The organism is Streptomyces sp. NPDC045846 (genome assembly GCF_056431605.1).
Map to the genome: position 1 here is coordinate 794,971 of NZ_JBWKKJ010000001.1, position 17,923 is coordinate 812,893.

The 17,923-nt window shown below is 72.5% G+C and carries 16 protein-coding genes; 9 read left to right on the top strand and 7 right to left on the bottom strand.

The genetic code is table 11. From position 1 onward, the window contains the following. Window position 1: 1 nt before the first annotated feature. Window positions 2-493 (bottom strand): hypothetical protein, encoded by a 492-nt coding sequence (locus AC07F3_RS03550; protein WP_479110016.1) that lies wholly within the window; start codon window positions 491-493, stop codon window positions 2-4. 122 nt (window positions 494-615) lie between these two features. Between AC07F3_RS03550 and AC07F3_RS03555 the strand changes: the two genes are divergently transcribed. Continuing rightward, a complete protein-coding gene (locus AC07F3_RS03555) occupies window positions 616-822 on the top strand; it encodes a zf-HC2 domain-containing protein (RefSeq protein ID WP_479110603.1) in 207 nt (68 codons plus the stop codon). Here the strand turns inward: AC07F3_RS03555 and AC07F3_RS03560 are convergent. After that, window positions 723-1,343, bottom strand: coding sequence for a sigma-70 family RNA polymerase sigma factor (locus AC07F3_RS03560; protein WP_479110018.1), 621 nt, complete (start codon window positions 1,341-1,343; stop codon window positions 723-725). The two genes, AC07F3_RS03555 and AC07F3_RS03560, sit on opposite strands and share 100 nt — an antisense overlap. A gap of 277 nt (window positions 1,344-1,620) precedes the next feature. Here AC07F3_RS03560 and AC07F3_RS03565 point away from each other — a divergent pair, with 277 nt between their 5' ends. After that, on the top strand, window positions 1,621-2,823 hold the full coding sequence (locus AC07F3_RS03565) for a CapA family protein (protein ID WP_479110020.1): 1,203 nt from the start codon (window positions 1,621-1,623) through the stop codon (window positions 2,821-2,823). Window positions 2,824-2,872: 49 nt separating this feature from the next. Here the strand turns inward: AC07F3_RS03565 and AC07F3_RS03570 are convergent, their stop codons facing one another. Next, window positions 2,873-3,352, bottom strand: a complete 480-nt coding sequence (locus tag AC07F3_RS03570; RefSeq protein ID WP_479110022.1) for a universal stress protein — start codon at window positions 3,350-3,352, stop codon at window positions 2,873-2,875. A gap of 71 nt (window positions 3,353-3,423) precedes the next feature. Between AC07F3_RS03570 and lysX the strand changes: the two genes are divergently transcribed. Both lysX and AC07F3_RS03580 read left to right on the top strand, forming a co-directional pair. Continuing rightward, the gene (gene lysX, locus AC07F3_RS03575; RefSeq protein ID WP_479110024.1) at window positions 3,424-6,696 is read left to right on the top strand and encodes a bifunctional lysylphosphatidylglycerol synthetase/lysine--tRNA ligase LysX; all 3,273 of its coding nucleotides are present in this window, start codon (window positions 3,424-3,426) and stop codon (window positions 6,694-6,696) included. Window positions 6,697-6,823: 127 nt separating this feature from the next. Further along, a complete protein-coding gene (locus tag AC07F3_RS03580; protein WP_479110026.1) occupies window positions 6,824-7,669 on the top strand; it encodes a polysaccharide deacetylase family protein in 846 nt (281 codons plus the stop codon). Between the two features lie 43 nt (window positions 7,670-7,712). On the opposite strand, the gene AC07F3_RS03585 is transcribed toward AC07F3_RS03580, so the two are convergent. After that, window positions 7,713-8,372, bottom strand: a complete 660-nt coding sequence (locus AC07F3_RS03585) for a class F sortase (RefSeq protein ID WP_479110028.1) — start codon at window positions 8,370-8,372, stop codon at window positions 7,713-7,715. A gap of 330 nt (window positions 8,373-8,702) precedes the next feature. On the opposite strand from AC07F3_RS03585, the gene AC07F3_RS03590 reads away from it, so the two are divergent. Then, window positions 8,703-9,194, top strand: coding sequence for a hypothetical protein (locus tag AC07F3_RS03590; RefSeq protein WP_479110030.1), 492 nt, complete (start codon window positions 8,703-8,705; stop codon window positions 9,192-9,194). A 172-nt stretch (window positions 9,195-9,366) separates the two neighbouring features. Here AC07F3_RS03590 and AC07F3_RS03595 read toward each other — a convergent pair whose 3' ends face one another. From AC07F3_RS03595 to AC07F3_RS03605, 3 genes are all read right to left on the bottom strand, one after another. After that, window positions 9,367-9,927: a hypothetical protein gene (locus tag AC07F3_RS03595; RefSeq protein WP_479110032.1), complete on the bottom strand. Its 561-nt coding sequence runs from the start codon at window positions 9,925-9,927 to the stop codon at window positions 9,367-9,369. A gap of 213 nt (window positions 9,928-10,140) precedes the next feature. Continuing rightward, entirely contained in the window at window positions 10,141-10,902 is a 762-nt protein-coding gene (locus tag AC07F3_RS03600) for a bestrophin-like domain (RefSeq protein ID WP_479110034.1), read from the bottom strand. A 24-nt stretch (window positions 10,903-10,926) separates the two neighbouring features. Beyond that, window positions 10,927-11,070, bottom strand: coding sequence for a hypothetical protein (locus AC07F3_RS03605; RefSeq protein WP_479110036.1), 144 nt, complete (start codon window positions 11,068-11,070; stop codon window positions 10,927-10,929). Between the two features lie 683 nt (window positions 11,071-11,753). Between AC07F3_RS03605 and AC07F3_RS03610 the strand changes: the two genes are divergently transcribed. The 4 genes from AC07F3_RS03610 to AC07F3_RS03625 all read left to right on the top strand — a co-directional run bounded on the left by AC07F3_RS03610 (window position 11,754) and on the right by AC07F3_RS03625 (window position 17,894). Then, the gene (locus tag AC07F3_RS03610; RefSeq protein ID WP_479110038.1) at window positions 11,754-12,704 is read left to right on the top strand and encodes an SCO0930 family lipoprotein; all 951 of its coding nucleotides are present in this window, start codon (window positions 11,754-11,756) and stop codon (window positions 12,702-12,704) included. A gap of 256 nt (window positions 12,705-12,960) precedes the next feature. Then, a complete protein-coding gene (locus AC07F3_RS03615; protein WP_479110040.1) occupies window positions 12,961-13,773 on the top strand; it encodes an SAM-dependent methyltransferase in 813 nt (270 codons plus the stop codon). After that, the gene (locus AC07F3_RS03620) at window positions 13,770-15,944 is read left to right on the top strand and encodes a putative bifunctional diguanylate cyclase/phosphodiesterase (RefSeq protein WP_479110042.1); all 2,175 of its coding nucleotides are present in this window, start codon (window positions 13,770-13,772) and stop codon (window positions 15,942-15,944) included. Before AC07F3_RS03615 ends, AC07F3_RS03620 begins: the two co-directional genes overlap by 4 nt. A 492-nt stretch (window positions 15,945-16,436) precedes the next feature. Continuing rightward, on the top strand, window positions 16,437-17,894 hold the full coding sequence (locus AC07F3_RS03625) for a DUF8189 domain-containing protein (RefSeq protein WP_479110044.1): 1,458 nt from the start codon (window positions 16,437-16,439) through the stop codon (window positions 17,892-17,894). Window positions 17,895-17,923 lie beyond the last annotated feature (29 nt).

Sequence of the window (17,923 nt, forward strand, 5' to 3'; positions counted from 1 at the left end):
GTCAGAAGAGGTGGATCGCCAAGTGCCCGAGCGGCAGGCCGAGTTCCCAGGCCGGCGTCCACACCCGGGGTTCGTCCTCCTGGTCCTCGCGCAGGTCGATGCCGCCCGGCACCACCGCGTCCAGATCCGCCGCGAGCAGCTCGGTCTCCTCCAGCCACCGCCACGCGGCCCGCGCCATCTCCACGTCGGGGCCCGCGTCCTGATCGGCCAGTCGGCGCAGCCGCGAGCAGACCCAGCGCCGCCACGGCCGCCCGGCCGCGGTGAGCGAGCTCCACTCGTCGAGCCGGGCCACCACCCGGGCCCCGCCGACCGCCCCGTCGGACAGGAAGATCGTCAGGGCGAGGGCATTGCGCCCGGCCCGGAACTCCAGCGTCGTCGGCGGCATCAGATCGCCGGTACGCAGTAATTCATCCGCGATGTACTCCGCGTACATCCATGCCATCGGTACCACCAGCTCGCCACCACTGGTCCCGCTACTTCCCTCCGGACGCATCCTGTCTCGCCTCTTTCATCGACCGTCCCGGCGCTCCCGGGGAGCTCCAGGGAGCATTGAACCGGGGGCGCGTGCCCGCCGTGGCCAGAAGGGCAGGATCCGTCACAAGACACGAGGTGCTCATGCATGTGCGGCAGCTCCTGGGCGCGTACGTACTCGGCGCCCTCGCGCCGGACGAGGACCGCACCGTCGCCGCGCACCTGCGCCGGTGCGCGCCGTGCCGTACCGCCTACCTGGAGGTCGCCGACGCGCCCTCGCTGCTCGCCCTGCTCCGCGAGGCGGACCTGGCGCCCACCGAGGAGGGTCCTTCGGGGCCTGACGCAGAATAGCCGGGCAGCACCCGGGCCAGCGCACGCAGGGCGTAGTACGAACGGGACTTGACGGTCCCAGGAGGAACGCCGAGCACATCGGCCGCTTCCGCAACGCTCAGGCCGCGGAAGTACAACTGCACAAGGACCGCCCGGTGTTCGGGTGTGAGCGACCTCACGGCCGTGCGGACGTCGAGCGCGACGGCGCAGCGCTCGGTGTGGTCGCCGGATTCCGCGGTGGCGAGCAGGGCCTCGTCGCCGACCTCGGCGGGGCGGGCGAGGCGGCTGCGGCGGGCGTCGATGGCGAGGCGCCGCGCGACGGTGAACAGCCAGGGCCGCATCGAGCAGTACGGCGCCTCGAAGGCCTCGGGGTGCTGCCAGGCCCGCACCAGGGTCTCCTGCACGAGGTCCTCGGCGCGCTGGCGGTCGCCGTAGGTCAGCCCGAGCAGGAAGTGCAGCAGGGCCGGCCCGTGCGCGCGTTGCAGCTCGGCCAGATCCCGCTCCCGGGCGTACCGCCGGATGTCCGCGCCCGCCGTCGTCACGCTGCACGCCCTTTCCCCGGATCGCCTTGCTCGCAGCCGTATCCGAGCGCATCCGGGCGGGCGGGGACAGGCGCCGCACCGCTCGGTGCGACGAGCGGTCGAACCGAGCGGTGAATGGTGCGCCGAGCGCGCCCCGACCGGCGCCGACGCCGGTCGGGGCGGCTCGACTGCGTCCGTTTCAGCGATTTTGATGGAGATAAGCGGCTTTTCGTCTTGACTGACCGGTTCTTGGACGGTGGATTTCGGACAGACACCGGCACTCGATCAACGGAGCCCGATGCACCAGCCGACCCAGCGCACACGACGAAGGACGGCGGCCGTCGCGGCCCTCCTGCTCGCGGCCACCGCGGGATGCGGCAGCGGGCCTACTCCCGGCGCCCAGCCGCCGCACCACCAGGACACCCGGCGCTCCCCGGCCTCCGGAGCCGGCGCCGCCCAGCACCCCTTCACCCTGGTCGCCACCGGTGACGTGCTCCCGCACGACTCGACCATCGAGCGCGCCAACTCCGATGCCGGGGGCGTCGGTTACGACTTCCGGCCGATGCTCGCAGGCGTCAAGCCGATCATCTCCCGGGCCGATCTGGCGATCTGTCACATGGAGACGGTGTACGGCGGCGACGAGGGGCCCTTCACCGGCTACCCCGCCTTCACCTCGCCGCCGCAGGTGGCCGCCGCGCTCAAGGACGCCGGGTACGACTCCTGCTCCACCGCCTCCAACCACACCCTGGACGACGGCGCCGACGGGATCGCCCACACCCTGACGGCCTTCGACAAGGCGGGCCTGCGGCACACCGGGTCCGGCCGCACCGCGAAGGAGTCGGCGTCGCCCGCGCTGCTGACGGCGGGCGGTGCCAGGGTCGCCCAGCTCGCCTACACCTACGACACCAACGGCTACCCGATGCCGGACGGGCAGCCCTGGGCGGTCCACCTCATCGACCAGAAGAAGATCATCGCGGATGCCCGGGCGGCCCGCGCCGCGGGTGCCGACATCGTGGTCGTCAGCCTCCACTGGGGCACCGAGTGGCAGACCGAGCCCGACGAGCAGCAGCTCACCCTCGGCAAGGCGCTCACCGCCTCGAAGACGAACGGCCGCCCCGACATCGACCTGATCCTCGGCACCCACGCGCACATCCCGCAGGCGTACGAGAAGGTCAACGGGACCTGGATCGTCTACGGCGAGGGCGACCAGATCGCGGGCGAGATGTTCAACGAGACGGGCGCGCGCGACGACCGGGGCAACATGAGCTCCATCGCCCGCTTCACCTTCGCTCCGCCGGTCAGGGCCGGGGCGCGGTGGGAGGTCAGCAAGGCCGAGTTCGTCCCGCAGTGGATCGACGTGGAGCGCGGCCGCGTGCTGAGCCTGCCCGAGGCGCTCGCGAAGTCGCCCGGCCGCGAGGACTACACCGAGGCCCAGGACCACATTCGTGAGGCGGTCCTCGGCCGGGGCGCCGCGAAGGACGGGCTGACGATGTCGCGCTGAGCGGGACGGCGCCCGGGCCGCGCGGCCCGCGGCCGGAGCGGGCCGGGGGCTACGGCACCACGGTGACCGGCCAGCGGCCCGCCTTCACCAGCCGCACGGCCACCGAGCCCACGATCCGGTGGCCCGCGGACTCCGACGCGCCCACCACGACCGCGTCCGCCGTGAGCTCGTCGGCCGCGGTCACCAGTCCGGAGTAGGGGTCGCCGCGGAAGGTGTGGAACTCCCAGCGGACGTCCCAGATCCCCCGGACCCGCTCGGCGGCCGCTCTGATCTCCGCGACCAGGCCCTCGGCGATCTCCCCGGTGGTGTCGGCGACGGGCGCGCCGAGCGCGGCGCCGGCCGGCATCACGGGCTGGACGTACACGAGGGCGAGCAGGGCGTTCTGCCGCCGGGCCAGACCGCTGGCGTACGCCGCGGCCCGGAGCGAGGAGTCCGAGCCGTCGACGCCGGCGACGATCACCTTCGGACCGTCGGTACCGCGTTCGAATCGCTGGGACTCAGGGTGGGACTGGGGCTGCTGCTCTGTCACGTTCGAAGGCTAACCGGCCGGGTGCCGCCTCCGACAGGCGGCCCGGCGCCCGCCTCCCTAGAGTGCTGAGCATGACTGTCAGCGAGACGGCTCCGATACCGTCCCGGACCGGCTTCCTCGGGCGGGCGCCCGAAGCGTTCGCGATGTTCTTCGGCGTGCTCGGGCTGTTCTGCGGCGTCATCGCGCTCGTCCCGCCGCTGCGCAGGCTGCTCTACCCGGTCTCCTGGTTCCTCGACCGGGTCACGGTGCCGGTCAGCGCCAACCTCGCGTACGCCGTCTTCCTGCTGCTGCTCGCGGCCGCGATCGGCGCCCGCAAGAAGGTCGCCTGGTGGCTGGTCGTCGTCTACCTGGGGCTGCTGTTCCTCCTCGACGTGCTGCTGATCGTCGTCGCCGAGTGGGCGTGGATCCCCAACGGGGTGTTCTGCGGCGCCTCGTTGGTGGTGCTGATCCTGGCCCGCAAGCAGTTCTACGCTCAGACGCGCCGGGGCGCCTTCCGCCGCGCGGTCGGGGTGCTCTGCCTCGGGCTCGCGGCGGGCGTCCTGGTCGGCTGGGGGCTCGTCGAGCTGTTCCCGGACACCCTGCCGCGCGGCCAGCGCCTGCTGTGGGCCACCAACCGGGTCTTCGGCGGGCTGGTCTCCAACGGCCAGTTCGACGGGCGGCCGCCCAAGCCCCTCTACTTCTTCCTCGGCCTCTTCGGCGCGGTCGCCCTGCTGACCGCCGCCTCCACGCTGTTCCGCTCGCAGCGCATGGAGGCAGCCCTGCACGGCGACGAGGAGCCGCGCATCCGGGCCCTGCTCGGGGCGTACGGCCACCAGGACTCGCTGGGCTACTTCGCCACCCGCCGCGACAAGGCGGTGGTCTTCTCGCCGAACGGCAAGGCCGCCGTCACCTACCGCGTCGAGGCGGGCGTGGCGCTCGCCAGCGGCGACCCCGTGGGCGACAGCGGGGCGTGGGGCCCGGCCATCGACGCCTGGCTCGACATCGCGCGCCAGTACGCCTGGGCGCCCGCCGTGATGGGCGCCTCCGAAGAGGGCGCCACCGTGTACGCGCGGCACGGCCTCGGCGCCATCCAGCTCGGCGACGAGGCGATCCTGCACGTCGCCAGGTTCGACCTCGACGGGCGCGACATGCGCGTCACCCGCCAGGCCGTCCGCCGGGTCGCGCGCACCGGGGCCACCACCCGGATCCGGCGCCACTCGGCGCTGACCGACGAGGAGATGCAGCAGATCATCGACCGGGCCGACGCCTGGCGCGACACCGAGACCGAGCGCGGCTTCTCGATGGCGCTCGACCGGCTCGGCGACCCGGCCGACGGCGACTGCCTGCTGGTGGAGGCCTTCGACGCCGACGGCAAGCTGATCGCGCTGCTGTCCTTCGTGCCCTGGGGCCCGGACGGCATCTCGCTCGACCTGATGCGGCGCGACCGCAGCGCGCCCAACGGCGTGATGGAGTTCATGGTGGCCGAACTGTGCGCCACCGCGCCGAAGTTGGGGGTGCGCCGGATCTCCCTCAACTTCGCGGTGTTCCGTTCGGCCTTCGAGGAGGGCGCCCGCATCGGCGCGGGCCCGGTGCTGCGGCTGTGGCGCAAACTGCTGCTCTTCTTCTCCAAGTGGTGGCAGCTGGAAGCCCTCTACCGCTCCAACGTGAAGTACCAGCCGCAGTGGTACCCCCGCTTCCTCTGCTACGGCGACGCCGGCTCGCTGGCCCGGGTCGGCCTCGCGTCCGGCATCGCCGAGGGCTTCGTCTCCGTACCCAGCCTGCGCAAGCTCTGGGGCAAGGGCCGGTCCCCGAAGGGCGTGACCAAGCCCGTCACGACCGCCGGGCTGCCCTCCATCGAGGCCCTCGGCCTCAGCGGACCCGGCGCCACCGAGGCGACGGAGCGTCAACTCCCGGAGCAGGTAAGGGTCCGCCACCGGAAACTGGACCGGCTGCGCGCGGACGGCACCGAGCCCTACCCCGTCGTCATCCCGGCCCGCACGCACACCCTGGCGCAGCTCAGGGCGGCGGGCGAGGGGGCGGGGGCCACGGTGGCCGGCCGCGTCATGGCCGTGCGCGACTTCGGCGGCGTCGTCTTCGCCGTCCTGCGCGACTGGTCCGGAGACCTGCAACTGGCCCTCACGCGCGAGAACGCGGGCGAGGCCGTCCTCGACCGGTTCGCCCGCGACGTCGACCTCGGCGACCACGTCAGTGCCACCGGCACGACCGGCACCAGCGACAAGGGGGAGTTCTCGCTCTTCGCCACCGCGTGGCAGATGACCGCCAAGTGCCTGCGCCCGCTGCCCGACAAGCGGCGCGGACTCGCCGACCCCGAGGCCCGGGTCCGACGGCGCTACCTCGACCTGGTGGCGAGCCCCGAGGCCCGCGACGTCGTCCGGGCCCGCTCCACCGCCGTCCAGGCGCTGCGCCAGGGCCTCCTGGACCGGGGCTATCTGGAGGTCGAGACGCCGATGCTCCAGCAGATCCACGGCGGCGCCAACGCCCGCCCCTTCACCACCCACATCAACGCCTACGACCTCGACCTGTATCTGCGCATCGCCCCCGAGCTGTATCTGAAACGGCTCTGCGTCGGCGGCGTGGAGAAGGTCTTCGAGATGGGCCGCACCTTCCGCAACGAGGGCGTCTCCTACAAGCACAACCCCGAGTTCACGATGCTGGAGGCCTACCAGGCGTACGCCGACTACGACGTGATGCTCGACCTCACCCGCGAACTGATCCAGAGCGCGGCCACCGCCGCCTTCGGCGCCCCCGTCGCCCGCAAGGCCGGGCCGGACGGCAGGGTCGTGGAGCACGACATCTCCGGGCCCTGGCCGGTCAAGACGCTGTACGGAGCGGTGTCGGAGGCGCTCGGCGAGGAGATCGGCGCCGACACCGACGAGCAGCGGCTGCGCCGCCTCTGCGACCGCGCCGGGGTGCCGCACACCCCGGACAACACGCGGGGCGACGTGGTCCTCGAAATGTACGAGCGGCTCGTCGAGGAGCGGACGACGCTGCCCACCTTCTACAAGGACTTCCCGACCGAGGTCTCCCCGCTGACCCGCCAGCACCGCACCGACGCGCGGCTCGCCGAACGCTGGGACCTCGTCGCGTTCGGCACCGAACTGGGCACCGCCTACTCGGAGTTGACCGACCCCATCGAGCAGCGCCGCAGGCTCACCGCGCAGTCGCTGCTCGCGGCGGGCGGCGATCCGGAGGCGATGGAGATCGACGAGGACTTCCTCGACGCGCTCGAATACGCGATGCCGCCCACCGGCGGCCTCGGCATCGGCGTGGACCGGCTCGTCATGTTCCTCACCGGCCTCACCATCCGCGAGACCCTGCCCTTCCCGCTGGTCCGCCGCGGCTGAGGGCGCTCGGACCGGTTCCGCCGGGTGGCTCCATTCGTGCTCGTGTCGCGCGGGTGCTGACGTTTCGTCGGCCTCGTGGCGATCCGGGGTCCTAATCTTCCGCCATGACGAACAAAAGCCGCATGTCATGAAAAGGGATCAGATGGTCCCCAGTCGGCGGACGCTGCTGCGCGTCACCGCCTGCCTCGGCGCCGCCGCCGCGGTACGCATGCTCACCACCGAGGACAGTGTCGCCCCGGCGACCGCGCCCCGGGCGGCACCGGCCGCCGGACCCCGCGCCGCCGCGCCGCCGCTGAGGCCCAGCGCGTACCGGCTGGAACCCATGACCGCCTACACCCCGCCGCGCTATCACACCGCGCTGCCCCCGGTACGGACCAGACCGTTCCTGAGCATGCCGGAGCTGGGGGAGCGCTCCATGGTGCTCACCTTCGACGACGGGCCCGACCCGCGCTACACCCCGGGCATCCTGAAGACCCTGCGCGAGCACGACGTACGCGCCGTGTTCTTCCTGTGCGGCGAGATGGCCACCGACAACCGGGACCTGCTGCGCGAGATGCAGGACGACGGGCACGTCGTCGGCAACCACACCTGGACCCACCCGCAGCTCAACAAGACGGCCCCCGCCATGATCCGCTCGGAGATCGGCCGCACCAGCGAGGTCATCGAGCAGACCATCGGCGAGGCGCCGCAGTGGTTCCGGGCGCCGTACGGGGCGTGGAACCGCAATGTCTTCGAGATCCAGGCCGAGATGGGCATGGAGCCGCTCGCCTGGACCGTCGACACCCTCGACTGGACGACGCCCGGCACCCCGACCATCATCCGCCGGGTCCTGGACGGGGCCGCGCCCGGCGTCGTGGTGCTCTCGCACGACGCGGGCGGCGACCGCTCGCAGAGCGTCGCGGCCCTGCGCACCTATCTGCCCCAACTCCTAGCCGAGGGCTACCAGTTGAAGGTGCCGCCCCGGCGCAGATGAACCCCGGGGCGCTTCTTTTGGCGGCCGCGCGGCCGCCCCGGTCCTACTTGACGGACACGAGGCGCGCGAAGGCCACCACGTTCCCGTCGTAGCCGCGGCCCCTGGAGAAGCCTCCGCCGCACGTGATCACCCGGAGTTCCGGGTGCCCGGTGTCGCCGTACACCCGGGCACCCGGGAAGGTGGCCTTGTCGAAGACCTCGACGCCGTACACCTCGAACACCGCGGTGCGGCCGTCGAAGCGGTCCACCTCGATGTGGTTGCCCTTCTGGAGCGAGCCGAGCCCGTAGAAGACGGCCGGCCCCTTCATGTTGTCCACGTGGCCCACGACCACCGCCGTGCCGCGCATGCCCGGGGCCACGCCGTTCTGGTACCAGCCGGCCAGGTTCGGGTCCTGGGGCGGCGGCGCCTGCACCCAGCCCTGGGCATCGGTGCCGACGTCCATGATCGGCGCGTTCACGTTGATCGATTCGATCCGCACCCGGGAGGCCGGGGCGAAGGGCAGCGGCTCGACCTCGGCGGCGGGCGACGGCGCGGCCCCGGCCTGCGAGGTGCTGGCCGGCGCCGCCGCCGCGGCGGGCTGCGGCGGCCCCATCGTCGCGTCCGCGCCGTTGCGCATCAGCGCGACGCCGGTCAGCATCACCAGGGCCAGGGCCCCCCACGGGGAGCGCCTGCGCCGCCCCATGCCGCTCTCTTCGTGCGCCATGTCTCTTCGTCAACTCCTTCGCCGTCCACCCTCAGCGCGCCTTCGAGCACCGTACGGTCGGCGCGCCCGCCGGGCGATCGCAGAGCGGCGAACGGGTGCCGGGTCCAGCGGGCCTGGGCCATCCGGGTACCGCCGCGGCGGAAAAGATCTGACGGTCTGTGACCTGCGGGTCCGTCAGATTTCGGGCCGCGCCGGAGGCCCGCGGTTCACCAGGGTGGATGAGTACCGAAATGCGGCTTGTATGAGTGGCGGTGAGGGTTCGTGTGGGAGGCGTACTCGTCGATCATCCCGGGGCACGGCTCCGGGGCGTCCTCCCATGGAGGTTCAACGATGCGTGCTTCACGCGCTCTATCGGTGGCGCTGGCCGTCGGCGCCGCGGTCGGATTCGCCGCGCCGGCCGCCCTCGCGGGGGGTCCGCCGTCCGGCGGCGGGCCGACCAGCGTCGACGTCGACCCCTCCCGGGTCCACCAAGGCGCCACCCTGAGCATCACCGCCCGGGGCTGCCGCAGCGGCGGCAGAGTCAGCTCGAACGCCTTCGACGAGGTCCACCTGTCGTCGGGCGACATCAACTTCGCGACCGCGCGGATCCACGACCACGCGACGCCGGGCGAGTACAGCCTGGCGGTCAAGTGCAACGACAACGACCGCGTGGCGACGCGCAGCTTCCGGGTCCTCGAGGGCCTGGGCGCCGACGGCGGCCTCGGCGGCGCCGCGGGCCCGAGCGACACCGAGATGACGGTCGGCGGCGCCCTCGCCGGTACGGCCGCGATCGGCGGTGCGCTGTTCGTCGCCCGCCGCCGGCGCCAGAGCGTGCGGGTCTGACCGGACGAACCTCCCGGAACGACCCCATCGGCCTCTCGCCCCCGAGTCCCGGCCAGGACTCGGGGGCGACGGGTGCGGGCGCCACGGCCACGTCCCGGCCCCCGCGCGAAGCCCTGCGCTCGCGCAGGGTGATCAGCGCGGTCGGAGCCCCGCGTCCCGTCCCACGGGGTGCTCAGTGCCGGCCGTCGGCCCGGCGCCGCCACAGGAAGTAGATCGTGCCGCCGCCGGCCACCGCGACGAGCACTGCGCCCGCCGCGAGCTCGATCGGGTCCAGACCGTCGCTCACGCTGCCGCCGAGGCCGCCGCGGACGCCGAGCGGGGCGGTGGTCGGTGGGACGGTGGGGCGGACGGTGGGGCGCACGGTGGAACTGGTGGTCGGCACACCGCCGGTGATGGTCAGCTGCGAGGTGCCCCGCTCGCCGCCGCAGGCGAACGTCACGGTGTAGGAGGCGCCGCGTTTGGCGTCCAGGTCGACGGTGGCGTTCCGGGAGCTGTCGCGGGGGATCGTGACGGTGTCGAAGACACCGGAGGACGCCGTGGCATCGCGGTCGCAGCCCGTAACGTTCAGCGTGACCTGACCGCCGGGCGCGATCACCGAGGGAGTCACGCTGAAACCGAACGACGTGATGTTGCTTCCGTTGGCGCCGGCCTCGGCCGCCGTCGCAGCGGGCGCGGCGAGCGAGAGGGCGGCAGCGCCGAGCAGCGCGGTGGAGGCGATGCGTATCGCGCCCATGGTCAATCCTCCGGTCCCCGAGGGGCAGCTGCGGAACCGATTCCACATATGGGGGGAGATGCACCTCGATGCCCGAAACGCTAGGAGGTGACTCGGCGTGTCGCGATCGGTGTCCGGCGAATGGGGCATCGTGGTCCCCCGCCCGGACGAGCGAAGGCCCCGCCGGTGCGGACGGCGGGGCCTGGGGATGCGGCGCGCGGGGCCGGGAGGGCGTCAGCCGATGCTGGGGAACAGGTCCAGGAATGGGCCCGCCGTCGCGGAGATGCCCCGGCCGAAGGGGGCGTCGAAGTCCCAGATCAGGAAGAGCAGGAAGGCGATGAGGGCGCTGAAGAGCCCGGCGAGCAGCAACTCCCGCCAGGTGCGCCTGATCTGCAACGTGAAGATCAGGCCGACCGTGACCAGGGCGCCGATGATCAGCCCGAACCAGACCACCCCGGGCATGGTGGCGCCCGCTCCCTGCCCGCGGGCGGTCCGGGCGGCGTCGACGGCGCCCACCTGGTCGATCAGCGGCTGGTAGGCCTGCTGCTCGAAGTCGTTCGCCGGGTGGTAGTCCGTCACGTCGCGGCGGATCTTCTCCAGTTTCTGGGCGCTCTCGTCGGTGAGGTCGCCGTGCTTGGCCATGTGGCTCCACTCGGTGTGCACCACGTAGGAGGCGTACGCCTCGACGTCGGACCGGGTGCGGTCGCGGACCTCCGCCGGGTACACCTGGACGCGCTGGGAGATCTCGTGCAGGGCCTGCGCCTCCTGCTGGACGTCCGCCTGGGCGGCCCCGCGGCCCTCCCAGACGCCCGCGATGGCGAGGCCGAGCACGATGGCGTACACCACGCCGATCATCATCGTCATGTACTCGATGACGTCCGGGGTCCCCGAGGGATCGTCGTCGGGGGCGATCCGGCGGTTGCTGAACAAGGTGATGGTGAGGACGACGGCGCATGCGGCGGCCATCGCGATGAGCAGGACGAACCAGTCGGACAACGGGACCTCTCAGGGGAGCGGGGCTCAGCGGGAACGGGAGCCCGAGCGGGAGCGCAGCAGCGCCGCGCCGAGTACGGCGGGCGCGGTGATGAGCAGGGTGAGGGTGACGGGCGAGAGCTGCGGCGCGGGCTTCATGCGCGGCGGCATCCGGTAGGCGTGCAGGGTCATCGGCCGGGCGGCCGGAGGCCCGGGACGCGCGGGAACCCCGGGCGCCGGCGGCACGGCGGGGGGCGCGGGGGGCACGGCGGGCGCGGGCGGAGTGGCGGGCCGCTGCCCCGGCGGTGGCGGGAGCGGCGGCGAGGGCGGCGGAGCCGGGCGGGGCGGCGCCGGTCGGGGTGGCGGCATGGGCGGCGGCGCGGGACGCGACGGCGGCGGGGGAGGAGGCGCCGGCACGGTCGGCGGCGGGGGCGGTGGCATCCGGGTGGGCGGGGGCGTGGGGCTCGGCCGGGGCGGCCAGGGGCACCGGACGTGCCCCGTGCCCGCGACCGCCCAGAGCGAGCCGGTACTGCCCTGGGAGACGGAGGCGTACGCACAGGCGTCGGCCCGGGCGGGCGCCGGTACGGCCAGCAGCACGGTGAAGGCCGCGGCGGCGAGCAGTCGCCCGGCTAGGTGTCGTCCTTGCACGGAGTGATCATCGAGTGTGCGGGCCGCCGCCGCGGAGGGCGTCGAACCGATTCGCCTGAACGAAGGAGTTCCCGTGGGGTTTGCGTTCGACGCGTTGACCAGCTGTTCGGGGCCGTTCGGGAAAATTCCCCGGCTCGCGTTGAACGAACCACCGCTCCCCGCCCGTACATAGGGCCATCACCGGCGCATCCGGCGCCTCAACCACCTTACGGACAACAGGAGTTGACATGGGTACCTGGCGCAGCGCGGCGCTCGCGGCAGCGGCGGCAGCGGTACTGGCACTGACCGCGACGGGCTGCGGTCAGGACGAGGGCAGCGCGTACGCGGGCGGCAACGGGCAGCCGGTCGGCAACGCCGGCAGCGCCCAGCCCGCCGACAGCGGCTACGGGTCGAGCGGCGGCTACGGTCAGGCGGGCGGCGCCCAGGCGTCCGCCAAGCAGGCCGGGCAACTGGCGGTGAGCGACAGCAAGGACCTCGGCAAGGTCGTCACCGACAGCGCCGGGTTCACGCTCTACCGCTTCGACAAGGACACCGCGAGTCCGCCCAGGTCGACCTGCGAGGGCGACTGCGCGAAGGCGTGGCCCGCGGTGCCCGCCGACGGCGCCATGGCGGCCGCGGGCACCGAACAGTCGGCGCTCGGCTCGGTCACCCGCGCCGACGGCACCAAGCAGCTCACCATCGGCGGCTGGCCGATGTACCGCTACGCCAAGGACACCAACCCGGGCGACACCAACGGGCAGAACGTGGGCGGCACTTGGCACGCGGCCGCCCCCGACGGCAAGAAGGCCTCGGCCGCCTCCGCCCCCGCGCCGGCCATGCCGGGCCTGTCGGTCCGCAAGGACGCCAAGCTCGGCGACGTGATCGTGGACGCCCGCGGCATGACCGTCTACCGGTTCAAGAAGGACTCGGCCTGGCCCATGAAGTCCGCCTGCACCGGCGCCTGCCTCCAGAAGTGGCCGGTGGTGGCGCCGGTCGACAAGGCCAACACCCAGGGCATCGCCCTCAAGGGCTTCGTGACCTTCGACCGGCCCGACGGCGTGAAGCAGCAGTCCATCACCTGCTGGCCGGTCTACACGTTCTCCGGCGACACCAAGCCCGGCGACAGCAACGGCCAGGGCGTGGGCGGCACCTGGTACGCCGTGTCCCCCGAGGGGAAGCTCATCGGCGCACCCAAGTAGCCCAGGGCCCCACCCCGTCGGCCCGTCACCGCGACCCCCCGCGCGGCGACGGGCCGACGCGCGTGTCCAGCCACCGATACGATGGCGCGCGCTCCCGCTCGGGCCCGTACGATCCGGCGCACATGCCTTGGCGTGTGACCAATAACGGACGAGCATTTTCCGTTTTTACTCGCTCTCCCGGCGGACGATCAGTAGCCTCAGGCGCAAACAATGGTCATGGTCATGGCCGTCCTGCGGCGACTTGTTGGAGACATTGATGGAGCGTCCCGCCTGGGCCCCTCAGGGCATCGACATCTCGGTGCCGAGCGTGTCCCGCATCTACGACTACTACCTGGGCGGTTCGCACAATTTCGAGGTCGACCGGGAAGCGGCCCGCGAGGCCATGCGGTTCATGCCGGGGCTTCCCAAGATCATGCAGGCGAACCGGGCGTTCATGCGCCGCGCCGTGCGATTCGCCGTCTCCGAGGGCATCACGCAATTCCTGGACATCGGATCCGGGATTCCGACGTTCGGAAACGTGCACGAGGTCGCCCAGGCGGCGAGCCCCGAGGCCCGCGTCCTGTACGTCGACCACGACCCGGTCGCCGTCGCGCACAGCCGCGCCGTCCTGGAGGGCGACGCCCGCGCCGGGATAGCCGCGGCCGACCTGCGCAAGCCGCAGGACATCCTGGGCGCGCCCGAGGCCGCCCAACTCCTCGACCTGTCCCGCCCGGTGGCGCTCCTGCTCATCGCGGTGCTGCACTTCGTCGAGGACCAGGACGATCCGTACCGGGCGGTCGCCGAGCTGCGCGACGCCCTCGCCCCGGGCAGCCTCCTCGTCCTCACCCACGCCTCCTACGAAGGCATCCCGCTCAGCGAGGAAGAGGCAGGAGGCACCGTGGGCGTCTACCGCAACATCAGGAACCCGCTGGTCATGCGCTCCCGCGAGGAGATCGCCGGGTTCTTCGAGGGATTCACCCTGGTCGACCCCGGACTGGTCTCCATGCCGCTGTGGCGGCCGGAGAACGACGCCGACCAGGAGGATCCGTACGCCTTCTCCGGCTTCGCCGGTGTGGGGCGCACAGCGTGAGCAACCCGCCCCAGGCGCCCGCTCCGGACCTCGCGCCGGACAGCCCCGAGGACCGGCTCAGACGCTTCGCGACGATCTGGAGCCGGGCCATCTTCCCGGTGACGGCGACCTCGCTGACCCGTCCCGAGTTCGAGCAGCACCTCGTGCCCCTCGCCCGCCGTCTCATCGACGCCCTGCACGGACGCCACTTCGACCCGTCGCCCGCGCACGACGTCGGCGCCGCCCTGGTCGCCGTGCACTGCACCGACCCGGACGCCCTCAGCCGCACCCTCGGCGTGGTCGAGTCCTACCTCGTCCTGTACTGCGGCGCGGTCGACGAGCTGCCCGCCGACGAGGCGCGGGCCCGCTGCGCCCGGCTCCAGCACGCGCTCGCGGCCGGTTTCGCGACCGCCCTGCGCGAACGCACCCGCTCCGAGCAGGAGGCCATCGCCCGCTCCGCCATGTCGGCGCGCAGCGCGGCCCTGGACGCGCTGCACGCCACCGAGACCCGGTTCCGCGCGGTCTTCGAGGGCGCCGCCGTCGGCATCGGCATCGCCGACCTCGAAGGCCGGGTCCTGGAGGTCAACGAGACCCTCACCCGGATGTTCGGCGGCATAGAGGGCCAGATCCGCAGCCGCAACGTCAGCGAGTGGGTGCATCCCGAGGACGCCCCGCAGGTCTGGCGGCTGTACGAGGAGCTCGTCCGCGGCGAGCGCGACCACTACCGGGTCGAGAAGCCCTACTACCGCGGCGACGGCACCGTCCTGTGGACCAACCTCACCGTCTCGCTCCTGCGCGACGCCGAGGGCAGGCCGCAGTACCAGCTCGCGCTGATGGAGGACACCACCGAACGCCGGCTGCTCAACCTGCGGCTGCGCTACGAGGCCACCCACGACGCGCTCACCGGGCTGCCCAACCGGACCCTGTTCTTCGAGCGCCTGGAGAAGGCGCTCGCACCGGGCGACGGCAAGCGCTTCGGGCTCTGCTACCTGGACCTCGACGGCTTCAAGGCGGTCAACGACAGCCTGGGCCACTCGGCGGGCGACCGGCTCCTGGTGGAGGTCGCCGACCGGCTGCAGAGCTGCGCCACCGGACCGGGCGAGATGGTGGCCCGGCTCGGCGGCGACGAGTTCGTAGCGCTCACCACCGGACCGGACACCGAGTTCGAGGCGGACGAGCTCGCCTCCCGCATCCTGAGCACCCTCGCCACCCCGATCCGCATCGAGGGCCGCGAGCTGACCGTGCGCGGCTCGATCGGCGTCGTCGAGGGCCCGGCGGGCGAGCGCAGCCCCGCCGAGGTGCTGCGCAGCGCCGACATCACGATGTACCGGGCCAAGTCGGCGGGCGGCAACCGCTTCGAGTTCGCCGACGCCGAGGCCGACGCCCGGGCGATCACCCGGCACGGGCTCACCAACGCGCTGCCCGCCGCCCTGGAGCGGGGCGAGTTCTTCATCGAGTACCAGCCGCTCGTGCACCTCGGTGACGGCAGCGTGCACGGTGCCGAGGCCCTGGTCCGCTGGTCGCACCCGCAGCACGGGGTGCTCGGGCCCGACCGGTTCATCCCGCTCGCCGAGCACACCGGCCTCATCGTGCCGCTGGGCCGCTGGGTGATGCAGGAGTCGGTACGCCAGGCACGCGCCTGGCAGGAGGCCCACCCCGGCGCCACCGACGGCGGGCCGCTGCGCATCAACGTGAACCTGTCGCCGACCCAGCTGCACCACCCGGGTCTGGTCGCCGACACCGTCGAGATGCTGGAGCGCACCGGGCTCGCCCCGGGCGCGCTCTGCCTGGAGGTCACCGAGTCCGCGCTGATCGGCGCCGACGACGACCTCCTCAAGCCGCTGCGCCAGCTCGCCGAGATGGGCGTCGACATAGCCCTCGACGACTTCGGCACGGGCTACTCCAACCTCGCCAACCTCCGCAGGCTCCCGGTGAGCGTGCTCAAGCTGGACCGGTCCTTCACCCAGTCCATGCAGCAGCTGCCCGCCGACCCCGTGGACATCAAGATCGTCGAGGGGATCGTGTCGCTCGCGCACAGCCTGTCCCTCGCGGTCACGGTCGAGGGCGTGGAGACGGGCGCCCAGGCCGAGCAGCTGAAGGAACTGGGCTGCGACACGGCCCAGGGCTGGTACTACGCCCGCCCCGGCGCCCCGGACCGGATCCACACGCTGGCCCTCGTGGACGCGGTGTAGGGAGAGAGCGAGCCGCGCTGCCGCGCCCGGACGACGCCGGGCCAGGACAACCGCGCCATGCCTGCGAAAGCCCCGTCCGACGCCGTGAGAACGGCGGCGGGCGGGGCTTTCGGGCCGTCACCCCAGGCTGCCTGGATGCCCACGCGACGAATCGATGCGGCTGCGCCGGGAGTTGACGCGGCCGCCGTAGCTCACCCGCCCCAGCCCTGTCAGTCCGTAAGGTTCCGGGTACTCCGCGCCCGCGCGCCTCGCTACCTTCCGAAGCGCCTCGCCCGACGGTCGCACGAGCCGTCACCGCGCTTCCCAGGAGGTCACGTTGACCGCGCGCCAACCCGCCCACGACGCCGGGACACCGCACGAGCCGCCCGGCGGCACCAGTCGGGCGGGCGTCGACCACGAGTGCCGGACCGGCTTTTGGGCCTGGCCCGAACGGGCCCGGCCCAACATCCCGTCCGGCCCCCCTGTGAACCGAGGAGACAGCAGGTGAGAACGGTGCAACGCGCTCACAGAGCGACCCATCGCGTCATCCTGGCGGCGCTCGCCTCCCTGCTGCTCGCGGCAGGCATCCTGGCGTCCGCCTCTCCGGCGTCCGCCGCGCCCAGCGATCTGTGCGCCCAGGTCGGCTACAACGCGGGCTTCCGGGGCGACAGTCTGGTGACGGCCGTCGCCGTCGCCCTCGCCGAGTCCAGCTGCAACCCCACGGCGACCAACGTCCAGAACAACACCCCGCCCTCCACGGACCGCGGTCTGTGGCAGATCAACAACTACTGGCATCCCGAGATCGACGACAACTGCGCGTTCGACCCGCAGTGCAACGCGAACGGTGCCTTCACCATCTCCTCCGGCGGCACCAACTGGCAGCCGTGGTCGACCTACAACGTGGGCGCGCACCTGCGGCACATGGACGAGGCGCGGGCCGCGGTGGACCGGCTCGGGCACCACGAGCCCGGGCCCAAACCGCTGGTGTTCCCGTCCGAGTCGGGACGGGTGGTGTCGGCGCGGTCGGCGGACGGTCGTCTCGAAGTCTTCGCGGCCGGCGCCGACGGCGTCCATCACGCGTGGCAGGTGGGGGTGAACGGCGGCTGGTCGGAGTGGGAGCCACTGGGCGGCCCCGGCGGTGCGGAGCTGGCGATCAGTCCCAACGCGGACGGGCGTCTTGAGGTGTTCGCGATCAATGGGTCGGTGTTCCAGCACCGGTACCAGCTGTCGCCTTCGGGTGGCTGGTCGGGCTGGGAGGACTTCGGTGGCGGCGGCCGGGACATCGCGGTGGGTGCGAACGGTGACGGCCGCATGGAGGTCTTCGCCTCGGGCCCTGCCGGGGTCTTCCACCGCTATCAGTCGGCGGCGAACGGCGGTTGGTCGCAGTGGGAGTCGGCGGGCGGTGGTCCGGCGAACAGCCAGATCGAGATGGAGAAGTCGTCCGACGGCCGTCTTGAGGTGTTCGCGCTGAACGGTGACGTGTTCCAGCACCAGTACCAGACGGTTGTCAACGGGGGCTGGTCCGCGTGGGAGGACTTCGGCGGCGGGGGCCACGGCCTGACGGTGGATCACAACCAGGACGGTCGTCTTGAGGTCTTCGCCTCCGGGTCGTCCGGCGTCTTCCACAAGTACCAGACGAACGCGACCAGTTGGTCCGGATGGGAGCCCACCGGAGGCCCCGCCGACTCACAACTCGCGAGTGAGCGTTCGCCCGACGGCCGGGTGGAGGTGTTCGCGATCAACGGCACGGTGGCGCAGCACCTGTGGCAGACCGGTGTGAACGCTCCGTACGGCAAGTGGGAGACCTTCGGGGCCGGCGGGTCCGAGGTCACCGCCGCGACCAACGCCGACGGCCGCATCGAGGTCTTCGGCACCAGTCAGACGGGTGTCCACCACAGGTGGCAGACGGGCTTCTCGACCTGGTCCGAATGGGCCTGGCTCAACACCACCTCCGGTCCTCCCGTCAACTGACCCCGGCCGGTTCCGTCCAGAGAAGAGTC